This is a genomic window from Lysobacter sp. HDW10, assembly GCF_011300685.1.
Taxonomy (GTDB): Bacteria; Pseudomonadota; Gammaproteobacteria; order Xanthomonadales; family Xanthomonadaceae; genus Solilutibacter.
This window is the reverse complement of sequence record NZ_CP049864.1, coordinates 1,670,037-1,686,293: the sequence shown is the minus strand read 5'-3', so window position 1 is coordinate 1,686,293 and position 16,257 is coordinate 1,670,037. Positions and strand designations below refer to the sequence as shown.

Here is a 16,257-nt window from a genome sequence, read left to right as displayed (position 1 = left end):
CAGCGCGCGGTATTACACCTCGACGATGCAGGCGTAGTTTTTCTCAACGTAGTCGTCAATCAAGGCAATGAATTCATGTGCGATGTTGTCGCCGCGCAAAGTCATTCGCTTTTCACCGTCAATGAAAACGGGCGCTGCCGGCGACTCACCGGTGCCTGGCAAGGAAATCCCGATATTGGCGTGACGTGATTCACCCGGACCGTTCACGATGCAGCCCATCACGGCAAGCGTCATGTTTTCGGCGCCGGGGCGCGTGACCTTCCATTCGGACATGCGATCACGCACGTGGTTTTGAACCACTTTCGCCAATTCTTGGAAGAACTCCGACGTCGTCCGACCACACCCGGGGCATGCCGTCACCATCGGGGTGAATGCTCGCAGACCCATGGTCTGCAAAAGCTCCTGCGCCACCACGACTTCTTGCGTACGTGATGCACCCGGCTCGGGTGTCAACGAGATGCGAATCGTGTCGCCAATACCTTCTTGCAACAGCACGGCCAAGGCCGCGCTGCTTGCGACGATGCCTTTGCTGCCGATACCCGCCTCGGTCAAACCCAAATGGAGCGCGAAATCACTGCGTCGCGAAAGATCCCGATAGACGGCGATCAACTCTTGCACACCACTGACCTTGGCACTGAGCAGAATGCGATCCCGCCGCAATCCAAGTTCAACCGCGCGCTCTGCCGAATCAATCGCAGAAAGGATCAACGCTTCGCGCAGGACGCGCCCGGCATCCCATGGGATGTCGCGTTCATGGTTTTCATCCATCAATCGCGCAGCAAGGGATTGATCCAATGAGCCCCAGTTCGCACCAATACGTACCGGCTTGTCGTAGCGAATCGCAAACTCAATCAGTTGCGCAAACTGCGTATCTTTCTTTTTGCCGAAACCCACATTGCCCGGATTAATGCGGTACTTCGCCAGCATTTCTGCGCAAGCAGGTGCTTCCGCCAAAAGGGTGTGGCCGTTGTAGTGGAAGTCGCCGATGATCGGCACATCCACACCCATCATCTCGAGCTTCTCGACAATTTTCGGAATGGCGTTGGCTGATTCAATGTTGTTGACCGTCACACGCACCAATTCGGAACCTGCCCGCCACAGTGCCGCCACTTGTTTGACGGTGGCATCGATATCCGCGGTGTCGGTATTGGTCATCGATTGCACGACAACCGGATGCGCACCCCCCACCCAAATCTTGCCGACCTTGACGGCTAAAGTCTGCTTGCGTGCGCATGCACCCAAGGCGATGTTCGACGTGTCGGCGGTTTCAGCATTCATGGGGACATTTTACATTCCGTCCAAGGAGGAATCGTTATGCTGATGGCATGGCGCCCATCGAAGACAACATCCTGACACCCAGCCAGCTGAACAGCCTCGCGCGGAATGCCCTTGAGGATATGTTCGGCGGCATCAAGGTGGAAGGCGAAATAGGCAACTTGGCGCGGCCAGCATCGGGTCATCTGTACTTCACTTTGAAGGATGAGCGCGCCCAAGTTCGGTGCGCATTGTTCAAGCCCAAGAGCCAGCGTTTGGACTTTGTGCCGGCCGATGGCACCCGGGTTGTCGTGCACGGCAAGATTTCGCTGTACGAGCCTCGCGGCGACTACCAATTGATTGCCGACGGCATGACGCTCGCAGGTGAAGGCGAGCTGCGTCGACAACTGGAACGCTTGCGTCGACAGCTTCAAGCGGAGGGCGTGTTTGACCCGGCGCGCAAACGTGCACTGCCGCGCTTCGTGCGACGACTGGCTGTCATCACGTCACCCAGCGGTGCCGCCATCCGCGATGTCATCAGTGTCATTGCACGGCGCTTTCCGATGATTGAAGTGGATGTGGTGCCTGTCCAAGTGCAGGGCACCACCGCGCCCGCGCAGATCTTGGCAGCACTGCAATGGGCAGATCAAAGCGAACGTTATGACGCCATTCTTTTGACGCGTGGCGGTGGCTCACTGGAAGACCTCTGGGCATTCAATGACGAAGCCTTGGTGCGCGCGATCGCTGCGGCAAAAACACCGACCGTTTCCGCTGTCGGACACGAGAGCGACACCACGCTGTCCGACTTCGCTGCCGACATCCGCGCCGCAACACCTTCTGCGGCGTCTGAACTGTTGACGCCGGCCAGTGCAGACCTGCACGCGCGATTGAGCGGCGACATGCGTCAGCTCAGTCAGCGCAATCGTCATGCGCTCGATCTCGCGCGCAGACATCTGGACCAGACTGCAAAGCGTCTGACGGCCACCTCGCCGTTGGCGCGGATGCAAACGATGCATGAGCGCGCCAAAGCCGTTTGGTCACGCCTCCAATCTATTCGCACGCGGGAACACGCGATGCGCGCGCAGCGTTTGCTGCACGCACGTGCGCGCTTGCTTGCCAAGCACCCCGCAGCACTCCCTGAACTTCTGGCGATACGCAGCACGACAGCGATGCGACGTTTAGCTGACGCGAGCAGCAGCGCTGTGCGCATGCGCGTACAAAAATTGCAGGGTCTGGGACGGACGCTGCATGCCATTAGCCCATTGGCCACTGTCGATCGAGGCTACGCGCTGGTCCAAGACACGCGCGGCGCACTCATTCAATCCGTCGATCAAGTGTCACTTGGAGATGAGCTGGTCGCCAGAGTTCGAGACGGTCGGTTGTCTGTCAAAGTCACCGCAAAGGAGAAGGATGCATGAAAAAGCTGCCCTACTACTTAGCCGGCAAACCTGTAAACGCGAATCATGATTTGTCTGTGCTCGACAAATACACGGGCGAAGTGGCGTGGAAAGTGGCGTATGCCACACGCGCAGACATCCTTGCAGCGATTCGCGCCGCTGAAGCCGCGAAGCCCGCCATGGCCGCACTGCCCGCACATGCACGGCAAGCCATTCTTAACCGCTGCGTACAGGCATTTGAAACGCGCCGGGACGCCTTGGCCAATGCCCTCTGCATCGAAGCAGGAAAGCCGATCAAAGACGCAACGGGCGAAGTGACACGACTCATCGACACCTTCCGCGTGGCCGCCAGTGAAGCCATGCGCGAACAGGGCGAGGTATTGTCATTGCAAATTTCGCCGCGCGCAGAAGGCCTGCGCGGATTCACCAAGCGCGTGCCGATTGGTGTCTGCAGTTTCATTACGCCCTTCAACTTTCCACTCAATCTGGTCGCACATAAGGTCGCGCCGGCAATTGCTGCGGGCTGCCCCTTTGTCCTAAAACCGGCCGAGAAGACACCGGTCGGCGCACTCATCATTGCGGAAGTCTTAGCTGAGGCTGGATTGCCGGAAGGTGCATTCTCGGTCTTGCCCTGCAGCAATGATGACGCCGCGCCGCTGGTTGAAGATGAGCGAATTGCCTTGCTCTCTTTCACGGGCGGCTTGATCGGTTGGGAACTCAAGGCACGTGCCGGGCGCAAGAAAGTCACCTTGGAACTCGGTGGCAATGCAGCCTGCATCGTGGACAAGAACCCAGGATGCGATTTGGACACGCTGATCAATCGCTTGATGATGGGCGGCTACTATCAAAGCGGACAGAGCTGCATCAGTGTGCAGCGTCTTCTCGTGCATGAGGCCATGTACGACACCGTTAAGAACCGATTGATTCGCGCGGTACGGGCTCTCAAGTCCGGCAGTCCGATGCGTTCGACCACTGACCTCGGCCCCATGATTGACGAAGCCGCCGCCAAACGCATCGACGCGTGGATGGACGAGGCTGAATCCATGGGCGGCGTCGCACTGGTTCGCGGCAAACGTCGTGGCAATCGCCTTGCGCCGGCTTTGTTTGAACACGTCCCCATGAAGGCCAAGTTGCAAACAGAAGAAGTCTTCGGTCCGGTCAAGGTGCTCGAAAAATTCTCGCGCTTCGAGTCGGCGCTTAAGCGCGCGAATGACAGCAAGTTCGGATTGCAAGCAGGCGTCTTTACCGCTGATATTGCCCATGCCATGCGCGCATGGGACATCTTGGAAGTAGGCGGCGTCGTCATTGGCGACGTCCCCAGCATCCGCGTCGATGCCATGCCCTATGGCGGTGTCAAACACTCCGGCTTGGGACGCGAAGGCATTCGATATGCCATCGAAGACATGAGTGAAACGCGACTGCTGCTACTGAAAGACCGTTAGTTGCTCAGTGCGGCGGGACGTCCGTAGAGAAAGCCCTGCGCAAAACCGCAGCCCGCGGCAGCCAAATGCTGCGCTTGATATTCGGTTTCGACACCTTCTGCAACACACTCCAAATTCAAGGCATGCGACATCGCGATGATGGCATTCACGAGCGCTTCGCTGCTGCCGTCACTATCGCCATGCATGCCGGAAATAAACGAGCGATCGACCTTGATGCCATAGAGCGGGAATCGTCTCAAATAAGACAGTGCCGAATAGCCCGTACCAAAATCATCTAACAGTGTTTTGACGCCATGACGGCGTAGCTTCACGAGTACTTCCATCGCCAGACCGTCATCTTCCATCAACGCATTTTCCGTGATTTCAATGCGAAGTCGGTTCACGTCTGCGCCTGCATCGCTCAACATTTCGATCAGCCTTTCGACAAAGTCTCCCGACTGGAAATGCTGTGGCGACACATTGATGCTGATGTAGGTTGTGCCTGGTGCTGCCAGTCGGCGGGCAACCTTTCGATACACCAACCAATCGACGGCTTGTATCAGGCCACTGTCTTCGCCCATGCCAATAAAGTCATCCGGCAAAACGTAACTGCCATCGGCATCGATCCAACGCACCAAGGCCTCGTAACCGACGACTTCGCCGCCACTGAAGGCCACCACGGGCTGATAGACAACTTCGAAAGATTCGTTGTTGATGGCGCGACGCAAATCAGCTTCCAGATCGAGCAATCGCACAGATTCAGCGCGCATTTCTTCATCGAACACCATGAACTTGCCGCGGCCCAAGGCCTTCGCTCGATACATGGCTGCGTCGGCATCGCGCAACAGTTCTTCGCCGTTGAAGTAGCCTTCGCGCCAATAGGCAATGCCGATACTGGCGGAAGGAAACAGTTCGCGATCATGAATCCGCAATGGTCGTTCAAACGCTGCAAGGATGCGCGCCGCCATCGATTCAATCACCATCGGGTCTTCGAAGTGCTCGGTGAGGATTGCAAACTCATCCCCGCCCAAACGCGCAACCAAATCATCGGGGCGCACGTGCTCCTGCAAACGGCGTGCCACGTCGACCAGCATTTCATCACCCGCCGCGTGACCCATCGAATCATTGACCAATTTGAACTGATCCATGTCCAGATAGAGCACCGCAAACGAAGGGACTGTTCCATCTGAGCGCGCATTGCGCATATCTCGCGACAAGCGATCCAACAATTGGCGGCGATTTGCCAAGCCCGTCAACACGTCATGCTGCGCCTGGTGATGGAGTCGATCTTCCACACGAATGCGTTCGGCGATTTCAGCCAAGAGCGCGCGGTTAGAACGTGCGAGCTCTTGCGTGCGTCGCGTGACACGGTTTTCCAGCTCGACCACAGCAGTACGTCGCGACAATGCGCCGCCCACTTGTTGTGCCGCAAACACAAAGAGCTCCAAATCGCGCTCGTCGTACACGACGTGTTCGTTATAGCTTTGAACAACCATCGCGCCAATCACCGAGTTTTCTTTGCGCAGTGGCACGCCCAACCACGAATACGGAATTTCGCCGGCAGCTTCGACACGACCCTCTTCGATCATTTTTTGAATCGCGGGTCGATCAAGGAGCGTCGGCCGACCGTGCGACACCACGTAGTCCGTGATCGAGTTCAAGCGATGGCGCCTGCGCGGCGCGGCACCTTGCAGGTCGATTCTGTAGGCAAGCTCGAGGTATTCGTGCGACTCATCGAGCAATGCAATAAAGAAGTTTTGGCAGTCAACCAATTTCGAAATAATTTCGTGCACTTCCGAGAAGAACCGCTCGCCACTGATCGGCGCGGTCGACAACTCAGAAATCCTAAAGAGTGTGCGTTGCAGCGCCTCGCCACGTTGGCGCTCGCTGATCTCATTTTGCAGAATCATATTGGCGTTTCTGAGCTGATGCGTCCGCTCGTAAACCCTAGCCTCCAACGCGTCGATCTCGCGGCGCTGATCCAATGCCATCTGCAAATGCTGTGCAACGAACTCCAGAATACGCAGCGATTCTTCTGAGTACTCCGCCTCTTCCTCGTAGCTCTGCACGACAATCGCACCACGCACCACGCCACCGCTCATCATCGGCACGCCGAGCCAGGCACGACTTGGAGAGCCATACGCAGGGTGCGTACTGATGCCGAGCGACACACACAAATCGTCCGAAGGCCCCAACAGCGGCTTGCCGCCGATCATCATGCGTACGGCCAAACTCTGCGTCATTTGCGTCGCGGGATACGGGACGCGCGAAGCCACTTTGCTCGCCTCGTCCATTTCGTCAACGAAGTAGCGCAGCTGGACCAAGTCGGTATCCCGGTCCCAAGTCAGCACCATGAAGTTGCGGGCATACATCAATTGCGCCACATCTTTATGGATGATCTCCAAGACTTCATCCATCGACGCGTCGGACTGCACGACCTCACTGATATTGAACAAAGCCTGTTGGAGTTGTTTGGACGCATCCAGCGCTTTGACTTGTCGATCTGCACGCTCGGAGTCGAGCACAGATTCAAATTGGCTGACAACGAAGTTCCAGATCGACGCCTCGAGCACAGCGCCGTCAAGCAGATGCAATGCCAAAGCTTGTCGCCGACGTCCGGACGTCCAAACTTTCAGATGCGGTGCAACGGCGGGATCTTGGCTTAGCGCCGAGAGCGCAAAGGCCTCAAGATTATTGGCATCTGGCCCGCTCGAGCATGAAGCGGACGCACCGCCAAACGACCACGCACCGGCAACCGAAGAACCTGCCGGCAATATGGCGCCAATCTCACGCAAGAATCGAGCAATCCGAGGAAACTCAGCGCAGCCCGATGTCCCCATGATCGTGGTGGCTTCCGATACATCTCCCATAGCGCGAGAATAGCGCAAAGTGCTGCCCCAAAACCCTCCACCAAGGGTTCAAAGAGGGTCGGTTAGCATGGTGCAGTGGATTCGGAATATTTATTGGATGGACGGCAACGCCACGCTCGATCAAGACAACGTATGGATGGCGGCCTATGTGGCCGGCGATCCTACGGCCTTCGATCGTCTTTATCAAAGTTGTCGACTGCCGCTCTTCCGATTTCTCATGCAACACGTGCGTAATCAAGCACTTGCCGATGAGCTCTTTCAAGACGTCTGGCAGAAAGTGGTTGTGAACCGGACGCATTGGCAACCCACCGCAAATTTCAAAAGTTGGCTGTTTCAAATTGCACACAATCGATTGATGGACCATTGGCGCAGTGCCAAGCTTCGCCCCGCCGCGCCTGCAGACGCGGACGATCGAATCGAACGTGTCGCCGAGCAGCGCACGCCCGAACACGAAATGTCTACGTTTGAAGTGCGGCGCCGCTTACAACTCGCGATGGAGCGATTGCCGGACGAGCAGCGAGTGGTCATCGCACTGAGACTCGATCAGGAGTTGTCTTTGGAAGACATTGGCCGCATCACAGGTGTAGGCCGAGAAACGGTCAAATCGCGCTTGCGCTATGCCATGGACAAATTAAAGCTGGAGATGGCGTCGTGAGTATCGATGACTTCGAACCGTTGACGGCAGAAGAACGCGATCTGGCTGCGAAGCTCGGACTCGGCAAGCGCACCTATGCGCCAAGCCCGGAAATCGAGCAAGCCATTCGTTCTGATGCCCATCACGCCGTGCGCAGTGCCGACCGCGCACGCGCACAGCCAATGCACTGGCTTCGATACGGCGGTGTTGCCGCTGCCTGCGTATTGGCATTGGGCGTCGCATGGAAGACCTTGAAGACGCCCCAATCAACAGAGATGGACGGGTATCGCTCTGCTGCTTCGCAAGCGGCAGAAGTGGCTGCACCGGCAAAGACGATTGACGAAACTGTAGACGATCGTCCGGTCGTTGCGCAGGCCGCTGAGTCAGATAAAGCAGTAGTGGAAGCGCCCGCAGCGATAGAAGCCGTACCCGACCCCACTGCGCGCATCGACACAGGCGCCGAGATTTCGACACACGCTGCAACGAAGGCGCGTGCAGCAGACACGCCAACCGTGGACGCCGTAGAAAATGCCGTACGCGCGGCTGAGGCGCGCTCGGATACCGACTTCAAGGCAGCAGAAGCGGAAGTAGATCGTGCGGCGAGTATGCAGTCCAAGCAACGCGCGCCTGTATCAGCATCCCCGCAGCTCGACACGGCCAACGCCGCCCGTCGTGCAAACGATGCCGCCACGGAAAGCAGCGCAAAAGACGGTGTGCTTTCGCGCCAAGCGGCTGCGAGCGCGGCCCGCCCGCCACCGCCACAACCGGCACCCGCCGCGGCAGCGGCGCCCGCACCTGTCCCTTCACAGGCACCGCCTGCAACTCAGAGCGACGCGATCACTTTGGAAAATGGTTACGACCCGAGACCGCCAAAGACCACCGAAGCGCAAGACGTTCAAGTTGCCTGGCTGAAGCGCATACGTGCGCTGATGCAGGCCGGCAAGAAAGAAGAAGCCGCAGCGAGCCTGGAGGCTTGGCGGAAACGTTACCCCGAGGCCACCGTGCCTGCAGATCTCGCGCCTTTGGGCAAAGTGAATACTGACAAATGACTGAAGAAAAAAAGCCGCGTGCTGCGGTTGGCACGCTGAAAGCGCTTTGGCCGTTTGTTCGGCGCGAGAAAACGCTGTTTGCCGGCTGGTTGATTGCACTCGCATGCAGCTCGGCGGCAACGCTGACGATTCCGATTGCCATTCGAAAGATGATCGACTTGGGGTTTCACGACCTTTCCAAAATCGACGGCACCTTCCTCTTTATCTTTGGCGTCACCTTGGTGCTCGCAATTGCCACGGCAGTGCGTTTCTTCTTCGTCTCGTTGTTAGGCGAACGTGTGGTGGCCGATCTACGCAATCGCTTGTTCGCGCATCTGCTTTCGTTGGATGCGGAGTTTCAAGACAAGACACGGAGCGGTGAACTGGTCTCGCGCTTGACCGCAGATGCCGAGTTGCTTCGCAGCGTGGTGGGTTCAACGATGTCGGTGGCCTTGCGCAGCGTGATCACCGTCTTGGGGAGTTTGATCGGCCTTGTGGTGACTAGCCCGCATCTGGCCGGCTATACGATGATCGGCATCCCCCTCGCCGTTGCACCTTTGGTGCTGAGTGGTCGACGTTTGCAAGGGATGTCACGGCAGAATCAAGACCGCATTGCAGATGCCAATACGCACGCGACCGAAGTACTGGGCGCCATGCGCACCGTGCAAGCCCACGCGCGCGAACCCTACGAATTGAATCGCTACACGACGGGCCTGAATATTGCGTTGGACAGCGCACGTCGGCGCATTGCCGCGCAATCCTGGGTCACCGCACTCGCAATCGTCTTGATCTTTGGCGCGGTCACTTTGGTGCTATGGAGCGGCGCTCGGGAAGTGGTCACCGGTGAAATGTCTGCGGGCACATTGGGGCAGTTCTTGATGTACGCAATGATCGGCGGCGGTTCCGTCGGTGCCTTGGCGGAAGTCTGGAATGAGCTGCAACGTGCAGCCGGCGGCATGGGTCGTGTCAATGAACTGATGCAAGAAGCACCGGAAATTCGTGCACCTGCGCAGCCCGCGCATTGGACGACAGCTGTCAATGGCGATATCCGTTTTGACGACGTCGTTTTCCACTACCCTTCCCGGCCCGATACCGCCGCCTTGCAGAATTTCTCTTTGCAAGTTCGTCCGGGCGAAACGGTTGCCTTGGTGGGTCCATCGGGTGCGGGCAAGAGCACGGTGTTCTCCTTGCTGTTGCGTTTTCATGACCCAGATTCCGGTCATATCGACATCGACGGCATCGACATTCGCACTGCGGATCCCTCTGAGTTGCGTGACAACATTGCGCTCGTCCCGCAATCACCCACGATATTTGCCGCCACGGCCGCCGAAAATATTCGTTATGGCCGTCTGGATGCCGACGATGCCGCACTAAAAGAAGCCACGCGTGCTGCGGAAGCACTCGACTTCATTCAAGCCTTGCCAGAAGGGTTTGATTCGCAATTGGGCGAACGTGGTGCCCGACTGTCGGGCGGACAACAACAACGGATTGTGATTGCCCGTGCGATTTTGAAAGACGCGCCGATCCTACTGCTGGATGAAGCCACGTCCGCCTTGGATGCGCAAAGTGAGATGGCGGTTCAAACCGCGCTGGGGCATCTAATGGAAGGACGCACCACCTTGGTGATCGCCCATCGACTTTCAACAATTCTCAAAGCCGATCGGATTGTCGTTATGGATACAGGCCGGATTGTTGCGAGCGGGACACACGCCGAATTGCTTGCACAAGGCGGCCTGTATGCCGAGTTGGCCAAACTTCAATTTTTGGATTGATCAGTCTTCGACAAATCGAACACGGCGCGTGATCGAGCACACAGGCTCGTAGCCAATCGTGCCCGCGGATTCACCCACGTGCTCGACGGGTAAACCTTCGCCCCACAGGGTGACTTCATCGCCGGTGCTTGCTTCGGGGCACGTACGCAAATCAATCGTCATCAGGTCCATTGAAACGCGACCCACCGTCGGTACCACTTTGCCTGCCACGCGCACTTGCGTGCCTGAAGCGGCCATTCTCGGGTAGCCATCGCCATAGCCCACCGCAGCGACACCGATACGCATGTCCTCGGGCGCGGTCCAGGTGCCCGCATAGCCGACCCGTCCACCGGCAGGAATCGACTTCACCGAAATCAGACGTGTGGTCAAGGTCATTGCCGGACGCAAGCCGTAATCTGCGCCCGTCTTTCCTTCGCAGACCGAAATGCCGTAGAGCGCGCCACCCGGGCGCACCCAATCACCGTGCGACTGCGGCCAACCCAACACGGCGGCCGAATTGGCCATCGAACGTTCGCCCGCCAAGCCTTGGGTGACAGAGTCAAAAACGCTTAATTGCGACAGGGTTTGCGCGCCTCTGGACGCACTGTCCAGGTACTCATCTGAACTCGCAAAGTGCTGAAGCAGACCGATTTCATCGTCGACGGATGTCAGCGCCTTCAATCGCGCGTAGACGTCACGCACCTCCTCAGGCGCGAACCCGAGACGATGCATGCCGGTGTCTACCTTCAACCAACACCGCAATGGTTCCGTGCCCTCAGATTGCTCGAGCATCTCCAATTGCGAGGCGTGATGCACCACTGACCAGACATTCAGCGCCCGCATGCGCGGCACGTCGTCGGGCGCATCAAACCCTGACAACAACAGAATGGGTTGCGACAAACCGGTAGCACGCAAGCGCTCTGCATCTGCCAACGCGGCCACACCGAACGCATCCGCACCCGCGAGCGCATTCGCGACACGTTCCAAGCCATGCCCGTAGCCATCGGCTTTGACAATGGCCATGACTTTGCTGGCTGGTGCCAATTTACGAATGACGCCAAGGTTGTGACGCAGGGCGTCTGGATGGATGGTTGCTGTCGTTGAACGTGCCATGGAACGAGTTTAGAAGGTGCGCGTCATGCGCGCGTTTATTCGAATTGTCCGATGCTGTCGCGCGCCAAATTGTCAAAGCGCGTGTACTCACCAAAGAACTTCAGCTTGACCATGCCCGTCGGGCCATTCCGTTGCTTGCCGATGATGATTTCGGCCAGCCCCTTATCGGCGGACTCCTTGTTGTAATACTCGTCGCGATAGATGAAGCAGATCATGTCGGCGTCTTGCTCGATAGCACCGGATTCGCGCAAGTCGGCCATGACAGGTCGTTTGTCTTGGCGCGTTTCAAGTGATCGATTCAACTGCGACAAAGCAATCACGGGCACGTTGAGCTCTTTAGCCAAGGCTTTCAAACTCCGTGAAATTTCGGAGATCTCTGTCGCGCGGTTTTCATTGTTGCCAGGCACCGACATCAGCTGCAGATAGTCGATCACGATCAGGCCGAGATCATGCTCGCGCTTCAAGCGGCGTGACTTCGAACGCAAGACATCTGGCGACAAACCGGGTGTTTCTTCGATGAAGATTTTGGCGGTGTTCAACATCGACACGGCATGCGTAACACGGGTCCAATCTTCATCTTCCAAGGCGCCCGTTCTTAGCCTGCGCGCGTCAATACGGCCGACGGACGACACCAAACGCATCGCCAGTTGCGACGCCGACATTTCCATCGAAAACACAGCGACCGCTTTACGCGACTTGATGGCCGCGTACTCAGCCATATTCAAGGCCAGCGTGGTCTTGCCCATGGAGGGACGCGCCGCAACAATCACCAGATCGCTGGGCTGCAAGCCCGCCGTCATTTCATCCAAATCGGTGTAGCCCGTTGACAGGCCGGTCACCGCGCCTTGGTTGGCATAGCGCTCCTGCAGCATGTCGACGGCGCTGTTCAATGCGGAGTTGAGGTCGACGAAGTCTTTGCGGCCCTGCCCTTCGGTGTTTGCGAGCGCGAAGACGTCTTGCTCAGCCTTGGCGAGCACTTCACGGCTCTCGCGACCTTCAGGCTGGAACGCATCATTGACGATGCTCGTGCCGACATCAATCAAGTTTCGAAGTGTGGCCTTATCGCGCACGATATTGGCGTAGGCGCGAATATTGGCGGCCGACGGTGTCGTTGAGGCCAGCTCAATCAAGTAAGCGCCGCCGGCGACCATTTCGGACATGCCTTGCGAATCAAACCACTCGCCCAAGGTCACGGCATCGAACGGCTGGTCTTTATCGTTCAATTGTTTGATCGCGCGATAGATCAATTGGTGATCGCGTCGATAGAACGCACTTTCGGTGAGAATTTCTGCAACCGCTTCAATCGAAATCGGCGAAAGCATGAGCCCACCCAAAACGCTTTGCTCGGCCTCAATCGAATGCGGTGGCACCCGTAGTTGATCGATCTTCCTTTCCGTCCGGTTATCCGAATTGAAGCGCGGTTTGGATGACATCGGACAAAAGCTCCACAAAGCATGGGGACGGTCGATCATCTAATCACGGCATCGCCTTCAGGCGTTAGGGACAAGCCTGTGGATAACCGGTGGGAATCTCTGATCTTTGTATTCCCTGACAGTCTCAAGGGTTGAGACAAACAAATACGGGCGCCTAAGCGCCCGTATTCAAACAACTTGAAGCCAGTGCTTAGGCGACGTCGCCTTCCACAATGACCTTGAGCGTGGTTTCGACGTCTGCTGCGAAATGCAACACGACATCGAATTCGCCCGTGTGGCGGATCGGGCCTTCGCCCAACACCACTTCGCTCTTTTGAACCGGCGTGCCTTGTGCGGTCAGTGCGTCCGCGATATCACGCGGGGTCACCGAACCATACAGCTTGCCTTCGGCCGAAGCGTGCGCCTTCAAGGTGACGCTGGCGCCGTCGAGCTTGGCACGACGCGATTCGGCTTCGTTGAGGATCGCCTTGGCTTTCGCTTCGTACTCAGCGCGCTTGGCTTCAAACGAGGCCAAGTTGGCGGCCGTTGCCGGCACAGCCTTGCCTTGCGGCACGAGGTAGTTACGGCCATAGCCCGGCTTCACGTTGACGGTATCGCCCAACGCGCCGAGGTTTTGAACTTTCTGCAACAAAATCAATTTCATGTGTGTCTCCGTTAGCAGCTTGCGCTGCAGCATGGGTGTTGTCCGGAAGGACGTTGACGATTAAACGTCGTGGTTATCCGTGTACGGCAGCAAAGCCAAGAAACGTGCGCGCTTCACGGCGGTAGCCAACTGGCGCTGGTAGCGCGACTTGGTGCCGGTGATGCGGCTCGGGATGATCTTGCCGTTTTCGGTGATGTATTGGCGCAAGGTATTGAGGTCTTTGTAATCGACTTCAACGATGCCTTCGGCAGTGAATTTGCAGAACTTGCGGCGGCGGAAGAATTTGGACATGTGTGTGCTCCTTAAGCGGCTTCAACGGAGTCGTCAGATTCTTCCGAATCGTCAACACCTTCGACTTCGACGTCGTCACGACGACGGCGGTCACCGCGTTCAACCTTCTCGTCCTTGTTCTTCATGATCAAGGATTGTTCGGTCACGGCTTCATCACGTGCGATCACGAGGTGGCGCAACACTGCATCGTTGAAACGGAAACCGTCAACGAGCTCGTTCAACGAAGCTTGGTCAGCTTCGATGTTCATCATGATGTAGTGGGCTTTCACCAAATTGTTGATCGGGTAAGCCAGCATGCGGCGGCCCCAATCTTCGGTGCGGTGGATTTTGCCGCTGGCGGCTTCGATCAAAGCGGTGGTGCGCTCGATCATGCCCGGCACTTGTTCGCTCTGGTCCGGATGGACCATGAACACGATTTCGTAATGACGCATTGTGTTTTCCTTTTGGACATCCGGCCGCGGGATTGCGATCCGGACAGCTCCTCCCAATGGATGGAGCAAGGTCTCCCCGTTCAGGGAGCCAGACATTATGACAAATCAATCACTTGCGTGCAAGACGCAAAATTGGGCGCTGGCGCTTAGAGGGCCTTGTCTGGATCGGTCGTGAAACTTTCGCCGCAGCCGCATTCGCCCTGCACCTGCGGGTTTCTGAAGACGAACTGCTCGTTCAGGCCTTGCTTGATGAAATCGATGATCGTGCCGTCGACCAGGGGGAGACTGGTGGGGTCCACCAATACCTTCACACCGTCCTGTTCGAACACGACGTCATCTGCTGCCACGCTGTCCGCCATCTCGATCACGTAGCCCCAGCCGGAGCAGCCGGTTTTGCGGACGCCAAAGCGGAGCCCGGTTTTGTTGGGTTCGGCCGTGAGATAACTTTGCACGCGTTCAAGCGCGGCAGGTGCTAATTCAATACTCATGCGCACATGATGGGGCCGATGCGCAGGTGCTTCAAGCTCGGATGACCCAAGCGGGCTTTCCTTTATCATGGATGTTTCTTGAAGATTCATCCCGAGCGCCTGCACCATGACGATTTCTAGCGTAGAACATGCGCTTTCGGGCAAATTGCCTGAAGGCGGAAAAGTCACCCTTCGCGGCTGGATTCGCACTGTGCGCGAATCGGCGAACTTGTGCTTCATTCAAGTCAGCGATGGCTCCTGTTTCTCACCCATGCAGGTCGTGGCCACAAATGCGCTGTCGAACTTCGAAGATGTGCGCAAACTTTCTTCTGGCTGCTCCGTGATTGCCTCTGGCACTTTGGTGAAGTCGCAGGGCAAAGGCCAAAGCTACGAGATCCAAGCAGATACGGTGGATGTGATCGGTTGGGTGGAAGACCCCCTCACCTACCCGATCCAACCCAAACCGATGTCGCCGGAATTCTTGCGCGAAGTCGCACATTTGCGTCCGCGCACCAACTTGTTCGGCGCGGTCACGCGTATTCGTCATTGTCTTTCGATGGCCGTCCATCGCTATTTCCATGAAAACGGCTTCTATTGGATTTCAACGCCGATCATCACGACCAGCGACGCCGAAGGTGCCGGACAGATGTTCCGCATCTCCACTTTGGACATGGCGAACTTGCCGCGCACAAAAGACGGCCAGGTCGATTTCAGCCGTGACTTCTTCGGTAAGGAAACCTTCCTCACCGTGTCTGGCCAGCTGAATGTCGAAGCCTATTGCTTGGCGCTCAGCAAGGTCTATACCTTCGGTCCGACCTTCCGCGCAGAGCAATCGCACACCACGCGCCACTTGGCTGAGTTCTGGATGATTGAACCCGAAGTGGCGTTTGCGGATCTCAATGACAACGCCAACCTTGCCGAAGACTTCCTGAAGTATTTGTTCCGTGCTGTTTTGAGCGAACGTGCAGACGACATGGCGTTTATTGCGGAACGCGTGCAAAAAGACGCTGCGACACGCCTGGAAGCGTTCGTCAACGCGCCGTTCGAACGCATTGATTACACCGACGCGGTGTCCTTGCTGCAAAAGAGCGGCAAAAAGTTTGAGTTCCCGGTCGAATGGGGTCTGGATTTGCAAACCGAACACGAGCGCTGGCTAACCGAAGAGCATGTGGGCCGCCCTGTCGTTGTCATGAACTATCCGGAAGAAATCAAAGCGTTCTACATGCGTTTGAATGATGACGGCAAGACCGTGGCCGCGATGGATGTGCTGGCCCCGGGTATCGGCGAGATCATCGGCGGCTCGCAACGTGAAGAACGTCTGGATGTGTTGGACGCACGCATGCAGCAGTTCGGCTTGGATACTGAACACTACAGCTGGTATCGCGATTTCCGTCGCTACGGCAGCGTGCCGCATGCCGGATTCGGTTTGGGCTTCGAACGCCTCGTGGTCTACGTGTGTGGTTTAACGAATATCCGTGACGCGATTGCGTATCCGCGCGCGCCGGGTAGCGCGGAGTTCTGATC

Annotated in this window: 14 protein-coding genes; 6 read left to right on the top strand and 8 right to left on the bottom strand. The window is 57.2% G+C overall.

Annotation, left to right across the window (positions count from 1 at the left end; all coding sequences use genetic code 11):
• Positions 1–12: 12 nt before the first annotated feature.
• Positions 13–1,278 carry a flavodoxin-dependent (E)-4-hydroxy-3-methylbut-2-enyl-diphosphate synthase gene (ispG, locus tag G7069_RS08150; RefSeq protein WP_166296210.1) on the bottom strand — a complete coding sequence of 422 codons (1,266 nt, stop codon included), beginning with the start codon at positions 1,276–1,278 and terminating at the stop codon, positions 13–15.
• 47 nt (positions 1,279–1,325) lie between these two features.
• Between ispG and xseA the strand changes: the two genes are divergently transcribed.
• Both xseA and G7069_RS08140 read left to right on the top strand, forming a co-directional pair.
• A complete protein-coding gene (gene xseA, locus G7069_RS08145) occupies positions 1,326–2,672 on the top strand; it encodes an exodeoxyribonuclease VII large subunit (protein WP_166296208.1) in 1,347 nt (448 codons plus the stop codon).
• A complete protein-coding gene (locus G7069_RS08140) occupies positions 2,669–4,093 on the top strand; it encodes an aldehyde dehydrogenase family protein (RefSeq protein WP_166296205.1) in 1,425 nt (474 codons plus the stop codon). Before xseA ends, G7069_RS08140 begins: the two co-directional genes overlap by 4 nt.
• Here G7069_RS08140 and G7069_RS08135 read toward each other — a convergent pair.
• The gene (locus tag G7069_RS08135) at positions 4,090–6,867 is read right to left on the bottom strand and encodes an EAL domain-containing protein (protein WP_205758705.1); all 2,778 of its coding nucleotides are present in this window, start codon (positions 6,865–6,867) and stop codon (positions 4,090–4,092) included. The two genes, G7069_RS08140 and G7069_RS08135, sit on opposite strands and share 4 nt — an antisense overlap.
• A gap of 172 nt (positions 6,868–7,039) precedes the next feature.
• Here G7069_RS08135 and G7069_RS08130 point away from each other — a divergent pair, with 172 nt between their 5' ends.
• The 3 genes from G7069_RS08130 to G7069_RS08120 are packed head-to-tail and all read left to right on the top strand — an operon-like array spanning position 7,040 to position 10,376.
• Positions 7,040–7,597 carry an RNA polymerase sigma factor gene (locus G7069_RS08130; RefSeq protein WP_166297660.1) on the top strand — a complete coding sequence of 186 codons (558 nt, stop codon included), beginning with the start codon at positions 7,040–7,042 and terminating at the stop codon, positions 7,595–7,597.
• The gene (locus tag G7069_RS08125; RefSeq protein ID WP_166296199.1) at positions 7,594–8,625 is read left to right on the top strand and encodes a hypothetical protein; all 1,032 of its coding nucleotides are present in this window, start codon (positions 7,594–7,596) and stop codon (positions 8,623–8,625) included. Before G7069_RS08130 ends, G7069_RS08125 begins: the two co-directional genes overlap by 4 nt.
• Positions 8,622–10,376: an ABC transporter transmembrane domain-containing protein gene (locus G7069_RS08120; protein ID WP_166296196.1), complete on the top strand. Its 1,755-nt coding sequence runs from the start codon at positions 8,622–8,624 to the stop codon at positions 10,374–10,376. The genes G7069_RS08125 and G7069_RS08120 overlap by 4 nt, the downstream gene beginning before the upstream one ends.
• Here the strand turns inward: G7069_RS08120 and alr are convergent, their stop codons facing one another.
• The 6 genes from alr to G7069_RS08090 form a co-directional block, all read right to left on the bottom strand.
• Entirely contained in the window at positions 10,377–11,468 is a 1,092-nt protein-coding gene (gene alr, locus G7069_RS08115; RefSeq protein ID WP_166296193.1) for an alanine racemase, read from the bottom strand.
• 35 nt (positions 11,469–11,503) lie between these two features.
• Positions 11,504–12,901 carry a replicative DNA helicase gene (locus G7069_RS08110; protein WP_166296190.1) on the bottom strand — a complete coding sequence of 466 codons (1,398 nt, stop codon included), beginning with the start codon at positions 12,899–12,901 and terminating at the stop codon, positions 11,504–11,506.
• 190 nt (positions 12,902–13,091) lie between these two features.
• The gene (gene rplI, locus G7069_RS08105; protein ID WP_166296187.1) at positions 13,092–13,544 is read right to left on the bottom strand and encodes a 50S ribosomal protein L9; all 453 of its coding nucleotides are present in this window, start codon (positions 13,542–13,544) and stop codon (positions 13,092–13,094) included.
• A 60-nt stretch (positions 13,545–13,604) separates the two neighbouring features.
• On the bottom strand, positions 13,605–13,835 hold the full coding sequence (gene rpsR, locus G7069_RS08100; protein ID WP_166296184.1) for a 30S ribosomal protein S18: 231 nt from the start codon (positions 13,833–13,835) through the stop codon (positions 13,605–13,607).
• Positions 13,836–13,846: 11 nt separating this feature from the next.
• Positions 13,847–14,266 (bottom strand): 30S ribosomal protein S6, encoded by a 420-nt coding sequence (gene rpsF, locus G7069_RS08095; RefSeq protein WP_166296181.1) that lies wholly within the window; start codon positions 14,264–14,266, stop codon positions 13,847–13,849.
• Between the two features lie 146 nt (positions 14,267–14,412).
• Entirely contained in the window at positions 14,413–14,754 is a 342-nt protein-coding gene (locus G7069_RS08090) for an iron-sulfur cluster assembly accessory protein (RefSeq protein WP_166297658.1), read from the bottom strand.
• A gap of 106 nt (positions 14,755–14,860) precedes the next feature.
• On the opposite strand from G7069_RS08090, the gene asnS reads away from it, so the two are divergent.
• A complete protein-coding gene (gene asnS, locus G7069_RS08085; protein ID WP_166296178.1) occupies positions 14,861–16,255 on the top strand; it encodes an asparagine--tRNA ligase in 1,395 nt (464 codons plus the stop codon).
• Positions 16,256–16,257: the final 2 nt, after the last annotated feature.